Source organism: Planococcus sp. MB-3u-03, assembly GCF_002833405.1.
Classification (GTDB): Bacteria; Bacillota; Bacilli; order Bacillales_A; family Planococcaceae; genus Planococcus.
The window spans coordinates 1,648,273-1,669,930 of record NZ_CP025135.1 but is presented as its reverse complement, the minus strand read 5'-3'; the positions used below and the strand labels follow the sequence as shown (position 1 = coordinate 1,669,930).

General features: G+C 41.8%; 25 protein-coding genes, 2 pseudogenes and 1 riboswitch. Of the genes and pseudogenes, 8 read left to right on the top strand and 19 right to left on the bottom strand.

Annotation, left to right across the window (positions count from 1 at the left end; all coding sequences use genetic code 11):
• Window positions 1–42: 42 nt before the first annotated feature.
• The 10 genes and pseudogenes from CW734_RS09650 to CW734_RS09600 all read right to left on the bottom strand — a co-directional run bounded on the left by CW734_RS09650 (window position 43) and on the right by CW734_RS09600 (window position 8,123).
• Entirely contained in the window at window positions 43–765 is a 723-nt protein-coding gene (locus CW734_RS09650) for a YwaF family protein (RefSeq protein ID WP_101190310.1), read from the bottom strand.
• A 56-nt stretch (window positions 766–821) separates the two neighbouring features.
• Window positions 822–1,565, bottom strand: coding sequence for an ABC transporter ATP-binding protein (locus tag CW734_RS09645; RefSeq protein ID WP_101190309.1), 744 nt, complete (start codon window positions 1,563–1,565; stop codon window positions 822–824).
• A pseudogene (locus tag CW734_RS09640) lies at window positions 1,558–2,321 on the bottom strand (ABC transporter permease). The gene CW734_RS09645 and the pseudogene CW734_RS09640 overlap by 8 nt, the downstream one beginning before the upstream one ends.
• Window positions 2,321–2,614 (bottom strand): thiamine-binding protein, encoded by a 294-nt coding sequence (locus CW734_RS09635; protein WP_101190308.1) that lies wholly within the window; start codon window positions 2,612–2,614, stop codon window positions 2,321–2,323. Before CW734_RS09635 ends, CW734_RS09640 begins: the two are co-directional and overlap by 1 nt.
• Complete coding sequence (locus CW734_RS09630) at window positions 2,614–3,621, bottom strand: ABC transporter substrate-binding protein (protein WP_101190307.1); 1,008 nt, start codon at window positions 3,619–3,621, stop codon at window positions 2,614–2,616. Before CW734_RS09630 ends, CW734_RS09635 begins: the two co-directional genes overlap by 1 nt.
• Window positions 3,622–3,748: 127 nt before the next feature.
• Window positions 3,749–3,859: riboswitch (TPP riboswitch) on the bottom strand.
• A gap of 96 nt (window positions 3,860–3,955) precedes the next feature.
• Complete coding sequence (locus tag CW734_RS09625; protein ID WP_101190306.1) at window positions 3,956–4,252, bottom strand: putative quinol monooxygenase; 297 nt, start codon at window positions 4,250–4,252, stop codon at window positions 3,956–3,958.
• 31 nt (window positions 4,253–4,283) lie between these two features.
• Window positions 4,284–4,712, bottom strand: coding sequence for a MarR family winged helix-turn-helix transcriptional regulator (locus tag CW734_RS09620; protein ID WP_101190305.1), 429 nt, complete (start codon window positions 4,710–4,712; stop codon window positions 4,284–4,286).
• Window positions 4,713–4,818: 106 nt separating this feature from the next.
• Window positions 4,819–5,466 (bottom strand): nitroreductase family protein, encoded by a 648-nt coding sequence (locus CW734_RS09615; protein WP_101190304.1) that lies wholly within the window; start codon window positions 5,464–5,466, stop codon window positions 4,819–4,821.
• A gap of 116 nt (window positions 5,467–5,582) precedes the next feature.
• Window positions 5,583–6,146 (bottom strand): GNAT family N-acetyltransferase, encoded by a 564-nt coding sequence (locus tag CW734_RS09610; RefSeq protein WP_101190303.1) that lies wholly within the window; start codon window positions 6,144–6,146, stop codon window positions 5,583–5,585.
• A gap of 1,446 nt (window positions 6,147–7,592) precedes the next feature.
• Window positions 7,593–8,123 carry a hypothetical protein gene (locus CW734_RS09600; protein WP_101190302.1) on the bottom strand — a complete coding sequence of 177 codons (531 nt, stop codon included), beginning with the start codon at window positions 8,121–8,123 and terminating at the stop codon, window positions 7,593–7,595.
• Between the two features lie 238 nt (window positions 8,124–8,361).
• Here CW734_RS09600 and CW734_RS09595 point away from each other — a divergent pair, with 238 nt between their 5' ends.
• A complete protein-coding gene (locus tag CW734_RS09595) occupies window positions 8,362–9,072 on the top strand; it encodes a hypothetical protein (RefSeq protein ID WP_101190301.1) in 711 nt (236 codons plus the stop codon).
• Window positions 9,073–9,741: 669 nt separating this feature from the next.
• On the opposite strand, the gene CW734_RS09590 is transcribed toward CW734_RS09595, so the two are convergent.
• A complete protein-coding gene (locus CW734_RS09590) occupies window positions 9,742–11,064 on the bottom strand; it encodes a PQQ-dependent sugar dehydrogenase (RefSeq protein ID WP_101190300.1) in 1,323 nt (440 codons plus the stop codon).
• A 536-nt stretch (window positions 11,065–11,600) separates the two neighbouring features.
• Here CW734_RS09590 and CW734_RS09585 point away from each other — a divergent pair.
• Both CW734_RS09585 and CW734_RS19990 read left to right on the top strand, forming a co-directional pair.
• Entirely contained in the window at window positions 11,601–11,852 is a 252-nt protein-coding gene (locus tag CW734_RS09585; RefSeq protein WP_269801513.1) for an SMI1/KNR4 family protein, read from the top strand.
• Between the two features lie 28 nt (window positions 11,853–11,880).
• A complete protein-coding gene (locus CW734_RS19990) occupies window positions 11,881–11,958 on the top strand; it encodes a hypothetical protein (protein ID WP_442956970.1) in 78 nt (25 codons plus the stop codon).
• A 618-nt stretch (window positions 11,959–12,576) separates the two neighbouring features.
• Here the strand turns inward: CW734_RS19990 and CW734_RS18925 are convergent.
• The 3 genes from CW734_RS18925 to CW734_RS18915 form a co-directional block, all read right to left on the bottom strand.
• The gene (locus CW734_RS18925) at window positions 12,577–12,789 is read right to left on the bottom strand and encodes a hypothetical protein (protein ID WP_232787232.1); all 213 of its coding nucleotides are present in this window, start codon (window positions 12,787–12,789) and stop codon (window positions 12,577–12,579) included.
• A gap of 171 nt (window positions 12,790–12,960) precedes the next feature.
• A complete protein-coding gene (locus CW734_RS18920) occupies window positions 12,961–13,287 on the bottom strand; it encodes an aminotransferase-like domain-containing protein (protein WP_232787231.1) in 327 nt (108 codons plus the stop codon).
• Between the two features lie 26 nt (window positions 13,288–13,313).
• Window positions 13,314–13,880, bottom strand: a complete 567-nt coding sequence (locus CW734_RS18915; protein ID WP_232787230.1) for a GntR family transcriptional regulator — start codon at window positions 13,878–13,880, stop codon at window positions 13,314–13,316.
• Window positions 13,881–14,060: 180 nt separating this feature from the next.
• Here CW734_RS18915 and CW734_RS09575 point away from each other — a divergent pair.
• Window positions 14,061–14,520, top strand: a pseudogene (locus CW734_RS09575) (GNAT family N-acetyltransferase).
• 559 nt (window positions 14,521–15,079) lie between these two features.
• Here the strand turns inward: CW734_RS09575 and CW734_RS09570 are convergent.
• A complete protein-coding gene (locus CW734_RS09570) occupies window positions 15,080–15,433 on the bottom strand; it encodes a winged helix-turn-helix transcriptional regulator (RefSeq protein ID WP_101190298.1) in 354 nt (117 codons plus the stop codon).
• Between the two features lie 194 nt (window positions 15,434–15,627).
• On the opposite strand from CW734_RS09570, the gene CW734_RS09565 reads away from it, so the two are divergent.
• Window positions 15,628–16,614 carry a Gfo/Idh/MocA family protein gene (locus CW734_RS09565; RefSeq protein ID WP_101190297.1) on the top strand — a complete coding sequence of 329 codons (987 nt, stop codon included), beginning with the start codon at window positions 15,628–15,630 and terminating at the stop codon, window positions 16,612–16,614.
• Between the two features lie 15 nt (window positions 16,615–16,629).
• On the opposite strand, the gene CW734_RS09560 is transcribed toward CW734_RS09565, so the two are convergent.
• The 4 genes from CW734_RS09560 to hxlA form a co-directional block, all read right to left on the bottom strand.
• Entirely contained in the window at window positions 16,630–17,481 is an 852-nt protein-coding gene (locus tag CW734_RS09560) for a Cof-type HAD-IIB family hydrolase (protein WP_101190296.1), read from the bottom strand.
• Window positions 17,482–17,541: 60 nt separating this feature from the next.
• Complete coding sequence (locus CW734_RS09555) at window positions 17,542–18,159, bottom strand: cyclase family protein (RefSeq protein WP_101190295.1); 618 nt, start codon at window positions 18,157–18,159, stop codon at window positions 17,542–17,544.
• Between the two features lie 170 nt (window positions 18,160–18,329).
• The gene (hxlB, locus tag CW734_RS09550) at window positions 18,330–18,884 is read right to left on the bottom strand and encodes a 6-phospho-3-hexuloisomerase (RefSeq protein ID WP_101190294.1); all 555 of its coding nucleotides are present in this window, start codon (window positions 18,882–18,884) and stop codon (window positions 18,330–18,332) included.
• Window position 18,885: 1 nt separating this feature from the next.
• Complete coding sequence (gene hxlA / locus CW734_RS09545) at window positions 18,886–19,527, bottom strand: 3-hexulose-6-phosphate synthase (protein ID WP_101190293.1); 642 nt, start codon at window positions 19,525–19,527, stop codon at window positions 18,886–18,888.
• 602 nt (window positions 19,528–20,129) lie between these two features.
• Here hxlA and CW734_RS18910 point away from each other — a divergent pair.
• The 3 genes from CW734_RS18910 to CW734_RS18900 are packed head-to-tail and all read left to right on the top strand — an operon-like array spanning window position 20,130 to window position 21,636.
• Window positions 20,130–20,765, top strand: coding sequence for a glucose-6-phosphate dehydrogenase (NADP(+)) (locus CW734_RS18910; protein WP_232787229.1), 636 nt, complete (start codon window positions 20,130–20,132; stop codon window positions 20,763–20,765).
• Complete coding sequence (locus CW734_RS18905) at window positions 20,750–21,121, top strand: hypothetical protein (protein ID WP_232787228.1); 372 nt, start codon at window positions 20,750–20,752, stop codon at window positions 21,119–21,121. The genes CW734_RS18910 and CW734_RS18905 overlap by 16 nt, the downstream gene beginning before the upstream one ends.
• Window positions 21,004–21,636: a glucose-6-phosphate dehydrogenase (NADP(+)) gene (locus tag CW734_RS18900; protein ID WP_232787259.1), complete on the top strand. Its 633-nt coding sequence runs from the start codon at window positions 21,004–21,006 to the stop codon at window positions 21,634–21,636. Before CW734_RS18905 ends, CW734_RS18900 begins: the two co-directional genes overlap by 118 nt.
• The last annotated feature ends 22 nt before the right edge of the window (window positions 21,637–21,658 follow it).

Genomic DNA, 21,658 nt, shown 5'->3' with positions numbered 1-21,658 from the left:
TTCCGTCCTCTGCAGCTAGTTTATGAACTGATTCAGTTGTCTTCAGAAACTGTTTTTAAAGAGGCAGCGGAATATCCCGTACTGAACCGCAAATAAAAAGAAAGCAACTAAGCATAAATTGATATAATACCAAACGCCGTCCCCGAAGAAATCCAAGGGCGAGACGGTAGATGGCCGCTGCGACAGGTAAAGATAATTCGAGCCAGTCTGTGGATTGACCCAAAAGCCGATGAACGCGGCATAGACGAGCAAAAGGCCATAAACCGAAAACACCGAGCGCCATGTAAGTGCGTTTGGCATAGCCAAAGCCAAAAACCAACATGCCCATGCGATAGCGGTATGATGGACAAAGAATTTCCAAAACCGGTAATGCTGGTAATCATACGGCATATCCGGCGTCACCAGTGCCAAAGCCGCGGGCACGATGCCGATGAAAAAAGATAGGCGGATCCAAAATGGGTGCAAAGTGACTAAGCCGATCATGGCGGTGATAGAAGCGACGCCGCATAGATGGAGCGGCATATAACGGTTGAAGCTCCAATACTCGTGGCTAATGGCCCAATATTGATAGGACACTTCAGAGATGAGCAGCACAAGAAAAAGCAGCCAGCGTAATTGCTGGAACAAGGCATTTTTAGCGGCTAAATTATCTCTCAAAAGGATCAGGCAAAGGAACCCTGTCAAAGCGATTGCCAGTACCACTAGATGGCTTACGGAAAAAAGCTCGAACGGATAATCGGATCTTGCACCAAACCACGTATCCATCGCTGCCCCTCCTTCTGTATCCAGTTCGAAAACCACTTCAATATGCGCTTAAAACCTTATTCCCCTGTCCCTTTCTTCAACACTTTATAAATGTCCTTCTTGTGTTGCAGAAACTCTTCTGTCAAAGTGATGTCTTCTGCTCTCGGCCTCGCGAAACCCACTTTAAACTCAGCGAGGACACGCGCAGGTTTTTCCGATAACACCAGAATTCGGTCTGCGAGAAACAAAGCTTCTTCTATATTATGCGTGACGAAAAGAATCGAGCGTTTATTATGCTGCCAAATATCAAGCAGCCATTTTTGCATTTCTGAACGGGTGAATTCATCGAGCGCTGAAAACGGTTCGTCCAGCAAAATGAGCGGCTGTGGGCTCAATAGGCTGCGGATAAAGGCGGCGCGCTGCTTCATGCCGCCGGACAATTGGTGCGGATACGATTGCTCATAACCTGCCAGGCCTGCTTTTTCCATCATTTGAATGGCTGCTTGCTGGTCTTTGTGACCGGCGATCTCAGCCCCTAACAAAACATTGTCCAGCACGGTGCGCCACGGAAGCAGCGACGGGCTTTGCGGCATATAGCTGACGGAGCCTTTTTGGCCGTTGATGTTCTCGCCGCCCAATAGAATACTTCCTGCATCCGGCTCATAAAGCCCGCCAATTAAATGAAATAACGTGCTTTTACCGCTGCCGGAAGGGCCGAGCACGGCGACAAATTCATCGTCTCCTATATTCAATGATAACTCTTTCAGCACTTCGGTCCCGTCAAAGCTTTTCGTCAATTGCTCAATCGCCAATTCAGCCATTCAAATTCCCTCCCCCGCTCGTTTTCCAGCGGATGACCCGCTTTTCGAGTAACACGATCGCCGCAAAAAATAGCATGCTCAAACACATGATCAACAGGATCGCGACAAATACTTGCGTCGTCCGGAATGACGACGAGGCGAGCGTCATATAGACGCCGATGCCTTCCTGCGCCCCGAGCCATTCAGAAATGACAGCGCCCATGACGCTATAGGTCGCCGCACATTTCCAGCCTGAAAAGATCGACGGCATCGCATGCGGCCATTCGAGTTTCCAAAAATCTGGCGTCTGTTAGCTCCGGCCATTTTCATATAATGCAGCAACTCGCCACTCGTCTGCCTGAACCCGTCAAGTGCCGCGATAGTGATCGGGAAAAACACACGAGAATGATGATAATCAGTTTCGGCACAAAGCCGAAGCCGAACCAAATGACCAATAGCGGCGCCAAAACGATAATCGGGATATTTTGCGATAAAATCAACAAAGGATAAAAGGTCTCCCGCAGTTTCGGCACGAGATGGAGGAGCATCGCGACGCCGAGCCCTATCGACGATCCGATAAAAAGCCGAGGATCGACAAACGAATTGTCGCAATCAGATGCCCGCTGTAGTTTTGGCCAACTTTTACCGCTTCCAGCCCGATCTGATAAGGGTCGGCAATAGCCAGTCCGGCACTTCAAACAGTGGCACCAGCACTTGCCAGATGATCAATAAAAGGATGAGGACCAGAACCGGTCTCCATCCTTTTCGCACAATCATCACGGCCGGTATTTCTCCGTCAATTTATCCATCGACGCGCCGCTCGGCTGATACAGCACTTTGATTTGTGAGATGACGTTCGAACTGCCGCACTCGATCATCGCTTCGTTCATTTCTTCGACGATTGAAAACAACTGCGCCAGATCCCCTTCCATCGTCGTCTCCAATGGATTGACTTGGTACGGGACGCCTGACTTTTCAATGACGGCAATCGCTTTGTCCACATACGGAATAACGTCTTCCCCGTTTTTGGTTTTCGGGATGATTTGAATACTTAATAGTGCATTGCCCATCAGTTTTCCTCCTCCGGTAAAAATTCATTGGTGTATGCCTGCTCGACGTCCAGTTCCTCATCCAGCAACCCGTTGCCGAACATCCAAGCTGCATAATCCGCCCACACTTGCTCTTGTTGTTCGCCGAATTTCGCGGCATCGTCCTGATATTTCGGCGACAGCCATTTCTGGCTCGCATTCACCAGTTCCGGGTCCAAATCTGGTACCGCTTCGATCAAGATCTCAGCTGCTTGTTCCGGCTCATCGATGGCGAATTCATAGCCTTGCGACACTGCTTTGGTGAATGCACGAACGGTTTCCGGATTTTCTGCAATCAAGTTTTCATTGGTCATCAGAATCGGGGTGTAATAATCCAGTTTGTCCGAGTAGTCCGTCAAATACTGCATGTTCAATTCATCGCCGCGCAGTTCGGCTTCAATTCCCGTCCAGCCGTAATAGATCCACGCAAAATCAATGTCGCGTTCGACCGCTGTGAAAAAGTCGCTATTGCCGATATTGACGATGTCGACTTTTCCCACATCGGCATCGTCTTGTTCCATGATGGACCCAAGCACTGCTTTTTCGACCGGCGCGCCCCATCCGCCGTAAGTTTTCCCTTCATAATCACTCGGCGATTCGATGCCTTTGTCTTTAGGTGATGCAAATCCGGACGTGTTGTGCTGGATGAGCGCCGCGATCGAGACGATCGGGATTCCCTGGACTCTCGCTTCCGTCAAGCTTTCCTGTGCCCCGATGCCGAATTCCGCCTGGTTGGAGGCGACCAATTGATTGGCGCCCGCTTCACCCGGCAAGATGATTTCGACATCGAGCCCTTGCTCTTCAAAATAGCCCTTTTCCTGCGCCACATACAATCCGGTGTGGTTGGTATTTGGCGTCCAATCCAACACCATCGTCACTTCTTGTAATCCCTGTTGTTCATTCGCCACATCGCTGCCCGGATTTTCCGCTTCGTCTGTACATGCCGCCAGCAGCAATACCGGCGCAATGGCAATCGTCCATTTTTTCATCTTGTTTCCCCCTCTGAATGAATTCATAAAAGATGATTTCAGGAGCTGATTCAGGGGACATATCCAATTGCGGATACAAAAAAGCGCCCAAGGTTATAGAAACCTTGGGCGCATATCATCGCAGAATAGACCGATTTGAATATGTTCCCTCCGCTGGTATTAGCCAGTTCAGGTTCCAAGGGTCAATATCTCACGGATATTCTCTCAATCGGCAACACCGATTCCCCACATGTGTTTTATGAAATTAGCATTTGTCTTTCAAGGTCTATCTTGTCACAGTTCACCGAGATGTTCAAGCACTGTCTGGCATCTCATTTGAACAAACAAGTTTTTCTTACATTGGGACAGCTTCACCGCTATAGACTTTGAGTTCCATCGGCGCGCTCATGAATCCGGCTGCTTTTTTCGAAAATGCCGTGAAATGCTCGCTCGCGTTATGGGCTTCGATTGCTTGCGCATCTTTCCATACTTCGACCATCGTGTAATGGCCGTCCTGCTCGACCGATTTCATCAAATCGTATTGTACATTGCCTGGTTCTTGACGCGATGCTTCAATAAGAGTTTTGCCTTCATCTAAAAACGCTTGTTCTTGGTCAGGTTTTACTTGCAAATGTGCGTGGATAATCATCATATGTTTTCGCCATCCTTTAATTTATATTTTTTTAATAATCAACGATATTGTCTTGCATACGTTGTAGCATATCGCTTAGCGCATCCACTTCCTCAGACGTGAAATCGTGGAGCATTTGCTTAACGAAGCCCATATTTTCTTTCCGGTATTCGATGATGCGCTCGCGGCCTTCATCGGTCAGGCTGACAAAAATCACGCGGTTGTCCTCTGGATTTCTGCGCTTCGTGACCATTCCGCTCGCTTCTAGCTGTTTCAAATGACGCGTAATCGCGGCGCCGTCGATATTGACCAATTTTTGAAGCGTCGATTGATTGATTTCATCCACCTTATACAGTTGGGACAATAATTCATAGCGTGACGCACTGATACCTGTGCAGCGCTCGAACTTTGGGCTGATCTGATTGGTCAGGCCCTTAAACTGGTGCAGCATTTGTTCCTGCTTTGAAAATGAACACGGCATAGAAAGACCTCCTAAATAATCGATGAAGTCAATTGATAGCTGTGCCCACTATTCATTGACCAGTCAAATATAATACATAAATACCGAATACTCAAGATTGGCTGGCTTAGCTCCAGGTCGTGGTCGTCTCGACCGGCAAGCGGTACGACTGGAAGCCTTCGTTGGCGGCTTTACCAATCGTGAGAAGCATGACTGGCACATACCGCTCTTTGTCCAGGCCGAACGTTTCAGCGATTTTTTCCTTGTCGTAGCCACCGATTGGGTTGGTGTCGTAGCCGAATGCACGGGCAACGAGCATCAATTGCATAGATACAAGCCCTGAGTCCAATAGCACGATGTCTTTCATCTGCTCTTTGGACATGCCTTCATACAAAGGTTTGAAGTAGCCGACTTGGAATTCTTTCACTTCTTCCGGCATATAACCGAGTTCTACAGCTTTTCCATAAATCTCTTCTGCGTACTCAATGTTGTTGAGGTCGCCGAACACGGCAATGACAGCTGATGCACTCATCACTTTTTCCAAGTTGAAAGATGCCAGCGGCGCAAGCTTTTCTTTTCCTTCTGCGCTGTCGATAACAACAAAACGCCAAGGCTGCATATTGATGGAAGATGGCGCCGTGGAAGCCTGTTTCAGGATTTCGGTCATTTCCTCGCGGCTGATTTTCACGTCCGGATCGTATTGTTTAATGGAACGGCGCCCATTGACGATTTCATTGAAATCATTGGTTTTTGTTTTGCAGTGTTCATGGTAAATTGCTCCTTTTCTATCCTAATTGTTTTGAGAAATATTAATTGACCCCTCATTAATTGATGCCTCACATAATATAAACCCGTTAAAGAAAAATGCAACCAGAAAGTTTTACAGGATTTTTATCCATAAAAAGAAAGGCTTCTGCAGCCTTTCTTGCTTTTGCTTTTGATAATCGCTTCGATAATTGCCATGATGATTTCGTCTGAAAACGCCCCGTTGTAATGGAGCACTACCCGCAAGACCCTTCTCTTTAAGCCGTTCTTTTCATAAGCGCGTATGCCCCGCTCATTATGGCTGAACACTTCCAATTGCAGGCGGTTGAGCTTCAGCACATCAAATACAAATTTCAGCTCCAGTTCGATCGCTTCTGTGCCATAGCCTTTGCCCGTCAGTGCCATCGCATTCATGGTGATCCTAAACCCTGCACTCTGGTTGCCCTGGTCAATATCCAATACTGACAATTCACCAATCAATTGATCCGTTGCGTACAAACAGATCGTAAAATCGTAGCGCGTGTCGTCCTGTTGGATCTGTTCGATATGGTCTTGGATTTGCTCAAGCGAAAACCTGGCTTTTGTTCCGGTCATGTATCGAATTTCCTCGTCTTCGGTGTGATCCAAGAACAGCTGTGCATCTTCTGCCTTAACTGGCCTCAAGTATATCCGTTCATTGATTAGCTTCATGATTCTATCTCCAATCAAAATATTAAGTTGAAGCATCTGGGTGAAGACATCACCCAAAAGAATTCTGGGAAAAAGGCATGGCACTATGTGTAAAAGACGCTGAGGAATTTATTCGGCTTAGCGAATTGGCATCAGCAGATTAATAAAGGGAGTCAAAATATATCAAGATTTTAATGAGCATCCCTTTAAATATAGAAAAGCATCATATAAAATAGGATTGGCAAAAACTAATGATTAATCCGTAAATGACTGTCTTTTGATGAAAGATAGAACGCACCCTATCCCCATACCAAGATGGGCAAAAGCCATTGGGATTTGGAAAAGCATTATCTGTATAATTTTCCCAAGCCCGCCGGATGCAAAAAGTAGAAATCAGAATAGTGACAGCTCCAGTGAGCAATAAATGAATTACCCGATAAATTTGAAAACCATTGTCTCCTCCTAGCCTATTTCTTACAAAAGCGTGAATTTCAAATCCTGAACTTATTTTTAGGTATCTCTTTTTTAAAAATGGGATTAAAACCGGTGAGCTAACATCAACAGAATACCAGAAATAACCATAAAAGGTTATCAATCTATTGTGTTTAACAAAATATAAACAGGGAGGCAGCCATATTATTGGTTGCCTCCTGTTTTATACAATCAATCTAAAAGACAATTTGATAACTCAATTGCGTTCAATTTGGAACATTGACGAATTTTTAGTAATAATCAGGAAGTTTCAAATAATTCTTCCCCAATAATTACAGCGTAGTTTATTTTTGGAGATTTAAGTATGGAATAGTAAAAGTGATCGAAGAAAGCAAAAGAAAATAAACGCCGATGAACATAGGGATATATGTATAGGCATCAATCAAATTGCTCGATGTTTCCCAAGATTCAGCTCCATAAGGTCTTGATGTTACAATAGCAAAGAGTCTCCGTTGAAAGCAACGATTAAAGAGATAAGTGCGATGAAAAGAAGACGATCGATAGAGCGAATGACTTCAACAAGCGAATAATCATAAGTGGTTCTCCTTTAATAGTTTTGATCAATCCTTCGGTTAAACCAAGATAAAAGACATCATAGAGTGAAGGTACTTTCTTACTTTTGAACTCTATTCAGTAATGGCTGTAAATATTATACCTTCCATGCTAATTTGAGTTTCCTTTTTCATTTCACCTATTTCAGCCCATCCGATATATACTATGCCGCTTATAAATGCAATAATACTCAAGGCATGTAAAGAAGTTCCTGTGTAAGACAAAATATATCGAATAACTCTTCGTCCCACGTGGTAGTGGCGCTTCCAAATATGGCTGCGCTTATATTTTTTGCAGAGTACAACATCGCAGCAATCAAGATAAAATCGTTCCAGTCCCTCTTCGATTCAATCTAATTACCCCTTATCTACTAAAATTTAGTATATATGCGTGTCTATTATATGTATATAAAAATCTTGTCGATTAAATAGATTTAGTAATAAAATAATTTATAGTAAAGAAGTTTGATACATAATTATCAGAACTATGGATATAGGCGTCATCAAATTCACCACTCAAACCTACGAACATCTCCAGGAAGAACTTTTCTAGAAACGCTATTTGTTCTGCGTTTAACTTGTAACCAATCAATTCCACTCCACAATGTTCAGACGAAAATAGCGGTTCGCCTTGCTTTTCTAAAAATAAGGAGAACCACTTCAGCCTGCCTTTAGTATCAAGAGAACGCGTAAGAATAAATTCTTTCGCTTTTTCATTTAATTGTCCACTTGCAATAAGCAACTGGCCATCGTTATCATGTTCTACATTCGGCAACGAATTTATAATATCTTCGAATTTTGCGCTTTCTTCTTTCCAACAATGGATTTCAAATGAATCTGCATACTCAAAGAAATACTCGATCATCGGTATCCAAAACGAATAGTCTTCTGCGTAAGAAAATGTTTCAGGCGTATCCGCCATGCTTGTAAGTTCATAATGCATATTGTCTTTCATCTTCAGCCTCCGAAATTTTAGTCATTCGACTAGATTCTCTTTCTTCACTAAAAAACCCTATCGTCTTATTAAATATAGTTTCAACTGCGCAACACTTCTGAAGATTAAAAGGTTATTCATTATTTGGAGTCGAAGCAGTACAATATAAAAAACCATCACATATTAATCATGATATTTTTTTAATTTCATGAAATTCTGCCATTCACCAGATCATTCCATCTGACAGGAGGCTTGGGTCATGCTGTTGATACCGTTCTTGATCGGCATAGTATTTATCTTGATCCATTTCTTCGCGAGCGTCCTGGTGCCTCGAGATAAACTGAAGCAAGTGAAATGGTTCTCGTTTTCAGGCAGGCTAGCTGTTTCGTATATTTTTATCTACCTGCTCCCCACACTTCATAAGCAGCAAGCGGCGATCGAAGAACCGTACCGGCAGCTAACGATGGAGTCGGAAATCTATTTCATCGGCCTTCTCGGTGTCGTCTTATTTGTCGGCATTCAAATCGTCATTCAGCAAAATTATATTTCCCACACCTCTACTTTCTGGTCTGTCATCGTGTTTTATGCTTTCTATAACGCGCTCGTATCCTACTCTGTCCTGTCATTTGAAGTGTCAGCCATTCAAGCTTTGTTCTACTGCGTCGCGATCGGTCCGCATTTCATGGCGGTCGCCCATGATATGTGGCGGAAGTTTCCTGTGGAGTACAATAAATACGGTCGTTATATACTGGCTGTCGGCATTGTCGCCGGCTGGATTGTCGCTTTGACGACTGAACTGACGCCGCTGTTCAAATCGATCGTCTTCTCGCTCGTTTCCGGCGCCATGATCTTCACCGTATTCAAGCACGAATTGCCGAGCGAAAAGGACACGCATTTCCCGACTTTCCTTATTTCCGTCATCCTATACTCTGCGATTACGATTACACTGAAATTTGTGTTCGAATGGTAGATATCAAAATAAGCCCGGCACAGTTATGAACTGAGCCGGGCTTGTTTATTTTCGCTTCTCTTTTTCATAAACCGGTTCCATCATTTCAAAACAGATTGATTGCTCTATAAGGAATGATGTCTGTAAAGAACAAAATAAACGAGAACACCGTAATACCTATTCCTAACCAAAAATACTTTTTCCAACATTGTATGACGACGCCGAGCAAGAACACTGCAGCGGGGATTAGCCAGAGTGGAAAGATAACTTCAGGTGATTCCGGTCCATATTCGGAGATGAAGCCAGCTGCAAACCAATAAGATATGGGAAGTATAAAAAGTCCAGCTATAGGAAGGTATACAATACGCAGAAGTATGATGGTTAATTTTATAAAGAAACCTCCTCTTCATAAAACTGAATACGAAGCATAAATAACCTTATTAATGAAATGTTTTCGTATTAAAGCAATCGATAACCCCTTGGTAATTTGGGTAATTATACCATAAAAGACAATGAGAGTTGCTGATGGTTTCAAGCCCCTTCTCCTACAGCCATTACACTTTCAATCTATTCAAACAGCAAAAAAACAGGCATTCATGAGAATACATGAATGCCTGCTTATTTAATATTTTCATACCGCTCAAATTAATGACGCTGATATGAGAGTGGATGCTTTTAGAGAATAATAAATTATTCTGCTGCAGTAATCTGGTAAATCAGACCGCCATCAGTGCTTGCGATAAGCGCGCCATCTTCAGTTACAAGAATATCACGGAAACGTTGGACTTCATCAGTTAATAGACGTTCTTCTCCAACGATGATGTCATCTTCAATAACGACACGTACAATATAGTTCGGCGCTAAACCACCGATGAACAAATTGTTTTCCCATTCAGGAATTGCGTCATTATCATAGAATGACATACCACTTGGCGCACTTGTTGGATCCCAATAATATCTTGGTTCGACAAAGCCCTGCGCCTCATGCTCTGAAATACCATCATTGATTAATTCACCAGTGTACTCGATACCATAAGAAACAATTGGCCATCCATAGTTGTTCGCTGGTTCAATGATATTCAGTTCATCCCCAGCTTGTGGACCGAATTCAACAATCCATAAGTCTCCTGTTTCAGGGTTGTAATCTATGCCTTGAATATTACGGTGACCATAGCTGTAAATACCATCCAGTGCGTCTTCATCTTCGACAAATGGATTTGAATCTACTGGCTCTCCATCTTGTGTAATGTGAATGACTTTACCTAAGTAAGCGTCCAAGTCTTGTGCACGTTCACGAATTGGATCGTCTGAACGCTCACCAGTTGTTAGGAATAGGTTGCCTTCCTCATCAAAGATAATACGGCCACCATAGTGTAAGTCACCCTCATATGCAGGTGTTGCTTGGAAGATCACTTCAAAATCTTCAAGTGAGGATTCATCTTCTGATAAAACACCTTTACCAACAGCAGTGACAGTACCACCTTCAACATCTTGAGAAAATGTCATGAATACTGCTCTTGATTCGTCAAAATCAGGTGCAACGGCTACATCAAGCAACCCGCCTTGGCCTGAGTTATTTACTTCTGGCGTACCTTCGATTGGATCTGAAACAGAGCCCTCTTCAAGGTTTACAATAAGAAGTTCTGCTGCATCTCTTTGTGTAACAAGTAAGCGGTTTGGTTCAAACTCTACCATACCCCAAGTCACGCCAAGACCCTCAACCACAACTTCCTCATTAAGTTCTGTTTCAGTCTCTACTGCAGGTGCTCTAGTTTGTTCTGGAAATGCTGGTTCAAACTCAGTGACTTTGGGTTCAGTTTCTGCACTTTCATTTGCGCCCTCGTCTGCACTTTCCTCTGTTGTAGCACCCTCATCTGTACTTTCTTCTGTTGTAGCATCAGAGTCATTCGTTGACTCTTCTTCTGAAGCATCTTCATTGCCACAAGCTGCCAAAGCCAACACAGAACTTAGAACTGTGAGGGACATTAATCTTGACCACGAATTTTTCGTCATTAGTGTTCCTCCCTTTTTCTATTTAACACACTATATTCCTTTCCCAAAACCCATTATTAAAACTTGGTTAAGAATTCCATATCCTAAGTAACATATGAAACTCCTTTGAAAATAATGTCATCATAATTACTTGAAAATGAAAATAGTGTGATCTTTTCATGATTAAAGGAAAAAGAAGTTTATGATAAAGAAATCACTTCTATAATCGTTGTTACATATTTCTCCATATTAAGAGCGGCTGTAAATGTGCTTTTAGGCAAAATAGCAAAGGAGAGATTCGGCTTACCGCTTTCTCCTCTCCCTTCTATATTTATAGCTTCCGATAATCCGGCATTATGTAAACGTACGGATATTAAAATTTTTACTTCCTAATTTTGTGAAACGGATATTTTCAATCATTTTGTTTTATTATGGTTAGTAACAATATTAAAGAAGACTATTCAATAGAATCTAAGGAGGTTACTTGATGTACGTATGGGCTAAGGAAGTCGAGGATGATTATAAGTTACCAAAACTTCAGAAGCAGAGATTGAAAAATAGAAAAGCAACTAGATATGGAATTGCCAGCTTCTTATAAAGAGATTCTTTTAGAACAAAATGGCGGTATTATACAGTACAACTCAGTGAAGAAGGAAAGTCATCTTGAAACCAATGCGTACATTGAGATTAATCACATTTATGGTTGTGGTCAAGGTGGTATTTTAGATTCAGATTATCTCATTGATGAATGGGGTCTTCCGAAAATATTCTTATTTTCAGCGGAGATGGGAATAGCTTTTTGCTCTTGATTACAGAAAGGATTCAGCAAACCCTTCGGTGATTTATTTGGAACCAGAAACTGAAGAAATTATTGAAGTAGCCCATACGTTTGATGATTTCTTAAATAACCTTTGAAAGAAGAAGTGTTTTTCGAAAATGACGAAGACGACGAAGATTGGGGCACTTCTGAAGAAGCAGCTGAAACTATCTTTTCGGGAATGATATTCTATTAATCGAAGAGACCTTATTAAATCTTCAATATCCAGAAAACCACAAATGGTATTTCGAACAGCTCTTGAAATGCACTACTCATTCAGAGGTACTAATTAGGGAAACTATTACTAATATCTTAAATAACAATCTTGAAATTTACATTATTGAGTCGGATAAAAGTTGCATTTTTACTTGAAGAAATAACCGAGAAATTAATCGCAGACAAGAACGAAAGCATAAGCTCAGAAGCCAGGGAAATAAGAAAAGAATAAAGTATAAACACTTTTGAGAAAAGGTATCCTATTTCCAATGTGTACTTCTTCTCTCAAGGATTCTCAGTGCTTGTAGGAGAATGTCCGGTAAATTTGCTAAGTAGTAGGAGATTAAATGAATACTACACTAAAAAGACTTCTTCTAAACAGAGGAAGTCTTTTTAAATATTCTTCAATACCGCAAAAGGACAACCTCTAGTTTAGCTTCTCCACTTCCGATAAGGGTCATATGTAAACTGGATAAGTGTTGACGTTATCAATACTTAAATTAAAGTCCCCAGCTTTCTTTTAGCAGCCGAATTCCCTCTTCGATTTCAAGTTCGGATAACCCGCCAAAACCCAGCAGCACTTCCGGTTCCGTTCTTTCCCTTTCGCCTCCGTAATACACCGAAGTCGGATAGACTTTCACCCCGTTCCGGCTGGCGCTTGCGATCAACTCGTTTTCGGACATGCCATTCTGGACGTTCAGGATGATATGCAACCCTGACTTCGCCGATGATTGTTACGCATTCGCCCAAATCTTCCTGTATTGCTGCCAGCAGCCGAGCCTGCTTTTTCCGGTATAAGGTCCGCATTTTATTCAAATGTGGCCCAATGTCCGTTGCTCATGAAGCGGAACAGCGTGTCTTGATGAAGACGGGATACCGTTTGTTTATACAAGGAAAATTCGTGCGGTATTTCTCAGTAAGCTTGACGGCAAAACAAGGTAGCTGATTCGAATCGAGGGGATCAACGATTTCGAGAACGTGCCCATGTAAATGACACGGCCATTGGAATCAAGCCCGTGCAGCGATGGAATCGGTTTTCCTTTGTAGCGATATTCACTGTCGTAATCATCTTCGACAATATAGTTATGTTGTTCTCCAGCCCAGTTTAACAATTCCATCCGGCGAGAAATCGGCATAACCATGCCATAAGGAAATTGATGGGACGGTGTGACAAAGACTACTTCGGCTTTACTGCTCGCCAACTCTTTCACTGATAGGCCCTCTTCTTCAACCGGAATCAACTCGACATCAACGCCTTGATCTTGTAAAGCGACCCTAGTCCGGTGGAACCCTGGAGACTCCAGCGCATATGTCTTCTCTTCCGATGACCATACACAACAAAACCAGTCAGCACTTGCGTACCGGCTCCGAGCAGAATTTGATCTGCAGAACACCGAACCCCTCTTGATTGGAACAGATACTGGGCGATTTGTTCCCGGAGACACGGCTCCCCTTGGGATTTCCGTTGTAAAAGTTCACTTCCGTCCAAATAAAGACTCTTCACCGACAATTTTCGCCAGACTGAATAAGGGAACTGCTGCAAGTCTACGTGGCCGGAATTGAAATCAATTTTGTATTGTAGGTTCTTCTCTTTCTTAGCGGTTTGAGAAGAAGGCACAGAATCGCCAATCAGCTCTTCTACCTCCTGTACGTAAAAGCCTTTCCGCTGTTCACTTCGGACATAGCCTTCTGCCACTAATTGGTTGAAGGCAGCTTGGATCGTGTTTACACTCACTCCTAGATGAATCGCCAAGTTTCTTTTAGAAGGCAGCTTTTCTCCAGCCGGTATGTTGCCTGCACCCATCTCCTGTTTTAAGAAAGACGCTAATTGGAGGTATAAAGGATTCTCTTTTCACTTTTGAAATCAAGGGTAATTTCAAGCATGCATATGCCTCCAATATATTCTGGTTCTTTTATTTTTCTGTAATCTGATACTTTTGATTATACCAGTTTGCTAATAAGATAGGATTTAAAGGAGGGAAAAATGAACCCATTATCGCTTTCAATCAAAGAGTTGATGACGGAGGACGACTGGCGCAAAGCCTTTCCGGTCATGAACCAACTGCGAACGCACCTGACGGAAAATCTCTATCTGGAGCTAGTAAGAGACGCCCGAAAACGGATGGCTACCGAATGGCCGCAATATTTGAGGAAGAACAGCTTGTCGCGGTCATTGGCTTTAAGCCAATGATCACTCTATATTATGGAAGATTTATTTGGGTCTGTGATTTAGTCACCGATCAGGCACGACGCTCAAAAGGATACGGTGAAAATTGCTTGCCCATGTACACCAATGGGCGAAGGAGAACCAGTATGAAAGCGTCGCTTTGTCTTCCGGCTTGCAACGGACTGATGCTCATCGCTTTTATGAGCAGAAAATGGATTATGAGAAAGTGAGCTATGTTTTAAAGCCCCTTTACACTAATTCTTTTACTCAATACTAGGGACTAGAGAAAAGGAATGGAATTGATTCATCCTCTTTCCGGTTCATCCCGTATCTTGAGGGTAGTACCTCTTCAATGAGATTTTACTTCGACGAACATCTCTTAAATACAAAAGGACAAATGGGAGAGAAAATCCATTTGTCTTTTATCGTTTTTACCAAGATCTAGCCTCAGCCTGCTTGCGCCTATCAATTCACTTCCGATAAATTGATGATATGTAAACTGATTTTGAAGAGAAAATCTCTTTATAAATTTTCCGGTACAAAATCACAAATCAAATATCAGTAAGGTTCCATCTGCCTGGAAATCAGTGCTGGATTAATTCTAAGTGGCATATCTAAATAAACCGGTTTCCTGTACTGAGTACAGTATTTCATCGCATCCATGGTATTTTCTAAAGTTCTACCTTGAAAACTTCCATTGATTCGACACGTCAATCCAATATTTAATGAAGTGTCAATAAAATTGTTATATAAAAACTCCATTTAAAAACGGATTTCATTTTAATTTTAATGAAATCCGCTTTTATTTTATTCAGCTATTTTAAATACTAACTAACTTAGTTGTTTTCTATTTGCTGATCCAAGTTTTGCTCGATGTATTCTTTGCCCCATTCGTACATGGAATCAAGAATTGGAATAAGGCTTCTTCCTTGTTCGGTAAGTGAGTACTCCACTTTCGGCGGAACCACAGGGTATACTTCCCGGTGGACAATCAAATGATCTTCCAGTTCACGCAATTGATTCACGAGCATCCGTTGCGTGATGCCTGGCATAAGACTTTTTAATTCCCCAAAACGTTTAGTTCCTTCTTTTCCTAAATGCCATAGCACTAGCATTTTCCACTTTCCTCCGATGATGGAAAGTGTCAGCTCTTTTTCACAATTAAAAACTTTCTCTCCTAAATTAGGCATCTATTTTCTTTCCTTCCTTGTTATATTTCTATCGTATACTTTTCGATACTATGTGATAAAAAAGTCAGTACTATAATTAATGTAACTTACTAATTATACTAGATATAGAATGGTTAGTAAATTTTTTTAGCATTGCAATAATGTCTTTGCAATTGTGGGCGATAATGCAATAAAGACAGAAAAGAGGATAAAAAATGATACGAATTGGCATAGTGGGTACTAATTGGATTACAGAAAGATTGCTTGAAGCGGCAAAAGGGATTGAGAATTTTAAATTAGCAGCCGTTTATTCCCGAACGTTGGAAAGAGCAGAGGAATTTGCCAGTCAATATGGAATAACTAAAATTTTTACCGACTTAGAAGAAATGGCAGTCAGCGATGAAATCGATGCGGTTTATATTGCCACACCCAACTCATTCCATGCTGACCAAGCCGTCTTGTTTTTAAAAAACTCCAAACATGTATTATGTGAAAAACCGATGGCTGCCAATGCAGCAGAAGCAGCGAAAATGATTCAAGAAGCGAAAGATCATAATGTGCTGCTTATGGAAGCGATGAAATCTACGTTGCTTCCAAACTTTAAGGCCATTCAAAATAATCTGCACAAAATCGGCCCTATCCGCAGATACTTTGCTAGCTATTGCCAGTACTCATCGCGTTATGATGCATACAAAAAAGGAACAGTATTAAATGCATTTAATCCAAATTTTGCGAACGGTTCATTGATGGATCTGGGCACCTACTGTTTATACCCTCTCATTTTACTGTTCGGCGAGCCAAAAGAAATAAAGGCCACAGGTCTTACCCTGGATTCCGGTATAGATGGCGAAGGAAGTGTCCTATTGAAATATGATGACAAAGATGCGGTTATCATTTATTCAAAAATCACAAATTCCACTTTACCAAGCGAAATCCAAGGGGAAAAAGGAATTATGGTGATTGATAAAATACATTCAGCCGAAAAAGTGGACATTCATTACAACGATGGCACTGTTGAATCAGTGACAGTAGAACAACCTCAGCCCGCTATGTATTATGAAGTGAAAGAGTTTATCGATTTAATCAGCCAAAAGAAAACGGAGTCACTTGTTAATTCCTTTGAAAACTCCTATACCACCATGTGCGTAATGGATAAAGTCCGCCAAGAAATCGGCCTGTCCTATCCAAGTGATTCCAAGTAAACGGTCTTCAATTGATCAGGCCGTCGGAAGCGAATCAGAATTTTTTTCTTCTATATAATTGGAAGTATTCACTGGCTCTAAAATAAACTTTTCTAATACGTGAAGCACCCCTTCTTCATTGTTCGTAAAGGTCGTATAATCAGCCATAGCTTTCACTTCCTTTACGGCATTTCCCATTGCTATACCGAGACCGGCTGTCTCAATAAGTTCGATGTCATTATAGTTGTCACCAATACCGATTATTTCTGAACGGTCTATACCAAGTTTTTTCGCTAAGCATAATAGGGCACTACCTTTGTTTGCCTCGGGATGGGTGATTTCAAGGTAGTGTTTTTTTGATTTTGCGATGTGAGCATACTTGCCGAATAAGGTTTGCAATTCATTTTGTAAGTAATCGAGGACGATTGGTTCTTCGATAAAAAGTAGTTTTGTCACGCCTTTTTGGGCAAGCTTGATGAGATTGGGCTCTATCCTATATGGCACTTTAACTGCTTCAGAATAAGCAATCAGCTTGTCATTTTCTACGGCACTGTAGAGAATATCATCTTGGTATATTTGTAGATGTAATTTTTTCTCACGAGAAATTTCGATTAACTTTTGTGCAATATCGGGAGGAACAGTGCGCTCATATATTACTTCTTTTTCATTAACATCCTTGATCAATGCACCTTGATAAGTGATGAGCGGTACATTTATACCCAACTGCAGGGCAATGAGTTTCGCAGAGGAAAACATGCGGCCCGTAGCAATCGTAACAATTGTCCCCGCTTCCACCGCTTTTTTAATAGCGGTTACTGTATTTGGTGAAATCATTAAATCGTCTGTGAGCAATGTCCCATCGAGATCGATCGCGACCAATTTATACATAGGCTCTCTCCTTACAATTATGTTTTATCTTTCATGGAAAAATAATTGAAACAGAAAAATTCAACTTAATCCTTCAAACAACAATACTCGCGCAGGTGAAGCCTCCGTACCTACTAATTTCAAAGGCGCGGCAACCATAAAGTATTGTCCCTGCTCCACTTCCTTCAATCTCAGGCCCTCTATGATGATGATGTCATTTGCAAATAAGGTTTTATGCGTCGGATGCCCTTCTTGGCTTCTTTCAATTCCAAGCGCATCTATTCCAACCCCGCGAATCCCTAACTCAGCAAGATAGCTTGCTCCATCTTTTGCCAGAAAGACAAAATCAAAATTAAACTTTTCCTCAAACGAGTTTTTCGTTTTTAATAAAATAAAATCTCCTTTTTGAAGCTTGAATCCTTCTAAGTCCGTTTTTGAAATTCCGTTCTTTACTGCCGTCAAATCGAGAACTTGACAAGGCCCTACAAGACTGTCCAGCGAAAGCGATTCGAATGTCTCTCCATTCACATTCATATGAAGCGGCGCATCGATATGCGTTCCGGTGTGCACATCCAGATCCAGCCGCGTTTCCGTAACATAGCCGTTTGTCTGCTGATTGATTTTTGGCTGTTTTTCCGGTTTGTCCTTGTAAACGGTCATGCCTTCATAGATCGCCCCTGTTACATCATACATTTTCATGTAATCCAACCTTCCATTACTAATATTGTCTTCAATGATACCTTCACCTTCGCATGCCATTTATACAGTTGTCCAATGAAAATACTTTGGTGCAAAAAAGTTCAAGCTTGATAAACAATTAAAAATAAGCTTGAGCTTAAAAAATCTTAAACTCAAGCTTATTCGTTGTTCTATTCTAAATTCGCATGTCTGCCATACATGACATCGGATTTGAGTCCCTTTTTATCCATGAATCTCAAAATCACCGCGTCATAAAACACAAGAAGCGACTGTTCAAACAATGATCCCATCGGTTGAATCGATTTGCCACTAGTGCCCTCCCCTTTTGCTTGTGCCGGTATTTCAATTCGAATATCCGCCAGTTTGCCTATTGTAGACTCAGGGTTTGTAGTAACAGCCACTATGGTTGCACCGATGCTTTTGGCTTTCTTCGTCATGGCTGCGAGGCTTTGGGTCTCCCCGGAACCAGAACCGACAATGAAAATATCATCGACTTCCAGGTTAGGTGTCACCGTTTCTCCAACCACATACGCATCCAGGCCTACGTGCATCATACGCATCACAAATGCCTTAGCCATAAAGCCGGATCGGCCCCCGCCTGCCACAAATATTTTCTTTGCACGCAGGATGCCGTCCACTGCCTTTTCGGCTTCCTCATCATCAATGAGAGCAGTGGTCCGCTTCAATTCAGCCAGTATTTCGTCTGTATAGCCCGCCGTGTTCATATTACGCCGTCACACTTTCTTTCATCATCTTTTGAATTTTTTCCGCTTCCGCGCCCTTGTTCTCTTTACTTGTAATTCCACCGCCGACAATGATTAAATCCGGTTGTGCTTTAATGACTTCCGGCAATGTCTCCAGTTTGATGCCGCCTGCAATAGCAGTTTTGGCATTTTTTACGACGCTTTTGATTGTACGAAGATCTTCGAACGAATCTTTCCCTTCCGCTTGCAGATCGTAGCCTGTGTGGACACAGATATAATCCGCGCCAAGTTCATCAAGCTCTGCGGCCCGTGTTTTGATATCTTTTACGGCGATCATATCCACCAGGATTTTCTTGCCTTGTTTTTTCGCTTCTTCAACTGCGCCCTTGATGGATGAGTCTTCTGCCTGAGCAAGAATCGTAACAATATCTGCTCCTGCAGCAGCAGCATTTGATACTTCATAAGCTGCAGCGTCCATAATTTTCACATCTGCAAGAACTTCCAGGTTAGGGAAAGCTGCTTTTATTTCTGCGACAGCTTTAAGACCTTCTTTATTGATGACTGGCGTTCCGATTTCAACGATGTCGATAAACGCCTCTACTTCTTTAACCACTTCGATTGCTTGTGGAATGTTTACTAAGTCTAAAGCTAATTGTAATTTCATACGTCATTCTCCTTGTTGTCGTATTTTTGATTCTAACTTAGTGTAAAACCTACAAGCATTGTTGTGAAGTACGCACTTTAATTTCACATACTGACAAAAAGTATACTGTCGGCGCCTATCACAATGGTAATCTGTTTAATTTCATATATGCATTTATTTCCTAATGTATCTGATTAACTTTATAGTTCTATTAAGACCGCTTTAAGATAATCCAATTACTTTTCCTTTCACTAAACACTCAACACGACTTATCCAGTTTGAAAATCAATTACTTGTTTCTTATCCGAATGAGCTATTGTAACTTTTTGCAATAGATTACTTTCGATAATGGGATTTAACCTTTGTTATTTCTCCCTCAAAATCCTAAATTCCTTAACTTCTAAAAATATTTCATGATAGAGATATTTTGTATATCAGATAAGTTTTAAGAACCGGATCCCTGGTGAATTTCCTCCTCTTTCCCTTGCGACAGTATACTTTTTGTAAGTATATGTTTATAAAGTGCGTACTTACATAAAAACTTTGAGTCATTATACTAAAACCTGTTGCGATTATCAGTCATGCCAGAGACACATGATTTTAAAAGTAGGAGGTTTTAACATATGCACACCGAGAATCTGCTTGAAGAATTTAATTTTCAAAATGATTTATTTGAATTTAAACAAGAACGGCCCCTGCAAAACATGACATTTGTCTTGTTCGGAGCAACAGGAGATTTAGCACAACGCAAGTTATTTCCCGCTCTGTACAATCTATACCTGGACGGGAAGTTACCTGAAACCATCTCCGTTGTCAGTACCGGCAGAGACTATTGTTCGGATGAAACCTTTCAGTATAAAGTGGAAAAAGCACTTCGCAGCTATTCGAGAAGAGCCATTCACGCTTCATCTTTGCCGGATTTCTTAGAGAAATCCGGTACTGCAGCTTTGATGCAACAGAAAAGAGTCTTACCACAAGTTGCGCGAACTTATAGAAAACAGGGAGAAAGAATTGGGCATTCCACAAAACCGGCTGTTTTATTTGTCTGTGGCCCCTGTTTAATTGATATTATTACGTCCAACCTTAGTAAAAGCGGAATCAGTCAAAACAACGGGTGGAAACGCCTCATTGTTGAAAAACCGTTTGGAAACAGCCTAAAAACAGCCAGAAAATTAAATGAACATTTGAGCCACGTGTTCCGTGAAGAGGAAATCTACAAATTGATCATTACCTCGGGAAGCCTATGGTACAAAATCTAAGAACTTTATTCTTAGCGAATCCGATCTTGGAATCTTTGTTGAATCATAAACAAATTTCAAATGTCCAAATTACAGCAAGTGAGACTGTAGGTGTAGAAAACCGGGCTGATTATTATGATAAGGCAGGAGCCATCCGGGATATGGTTCAAAACCACCTTCTTCAGTTGGTCACGATGACAGCCGTTTATCTATCGGATAACTTCATGGAAAATAAGGGCCGGGTGAAAAGACAGACATTATTGCCTCTCCAACCCATCCGGAAAGAAAAGCATACCAATGCGTTGTCCGCGGCCAGTATGGTCCGGGAGAGGTTCAGGGCAACCCTGTCATTGGCTACAAAGAGGAGCCGGGGTTAATGATTCCTCAACGAATGATACTTTTTGCGGCACGCCTATCTATCAATCATCCATCCTGGCAGGGGATTCCCTTTTATATACGAACAGGCAAACGGATGAAACTGAAGTCGACACAGATTGTCATTGAATTCGAGAACAAGGTGATGGATTTAAATACACAGTTAGGAAGCTCTCCAAATTTAATGATTCTTGAAATTAGTCCAAATGAAAGCATTTCGTTGCGCGTAAATTTAAAAGATCCATCCAGCACTCGATACAAACCTGTTTGGATTGATTTCTCAACCAGCTCAGAAAATCAGCCGGAAGCATATGAACTTCTGCTCTATGATGCACTGCGGGGCGATTCAACGTTCTTTGCCGATTGGAGAGAAGTGGAACTATCATGGAAGTGGATTCAACCACTATTAGAAGCTTACCAAGAGGAGTTATTGCCTTTATATTCTTATCCAGCCGGTTCAACAGGTCCAGAAATGGCAAATGAGTTATTGCTGACGGATCAATCGAATTGGTGGTAAAAAATAGTTCATTCAAAAGGAG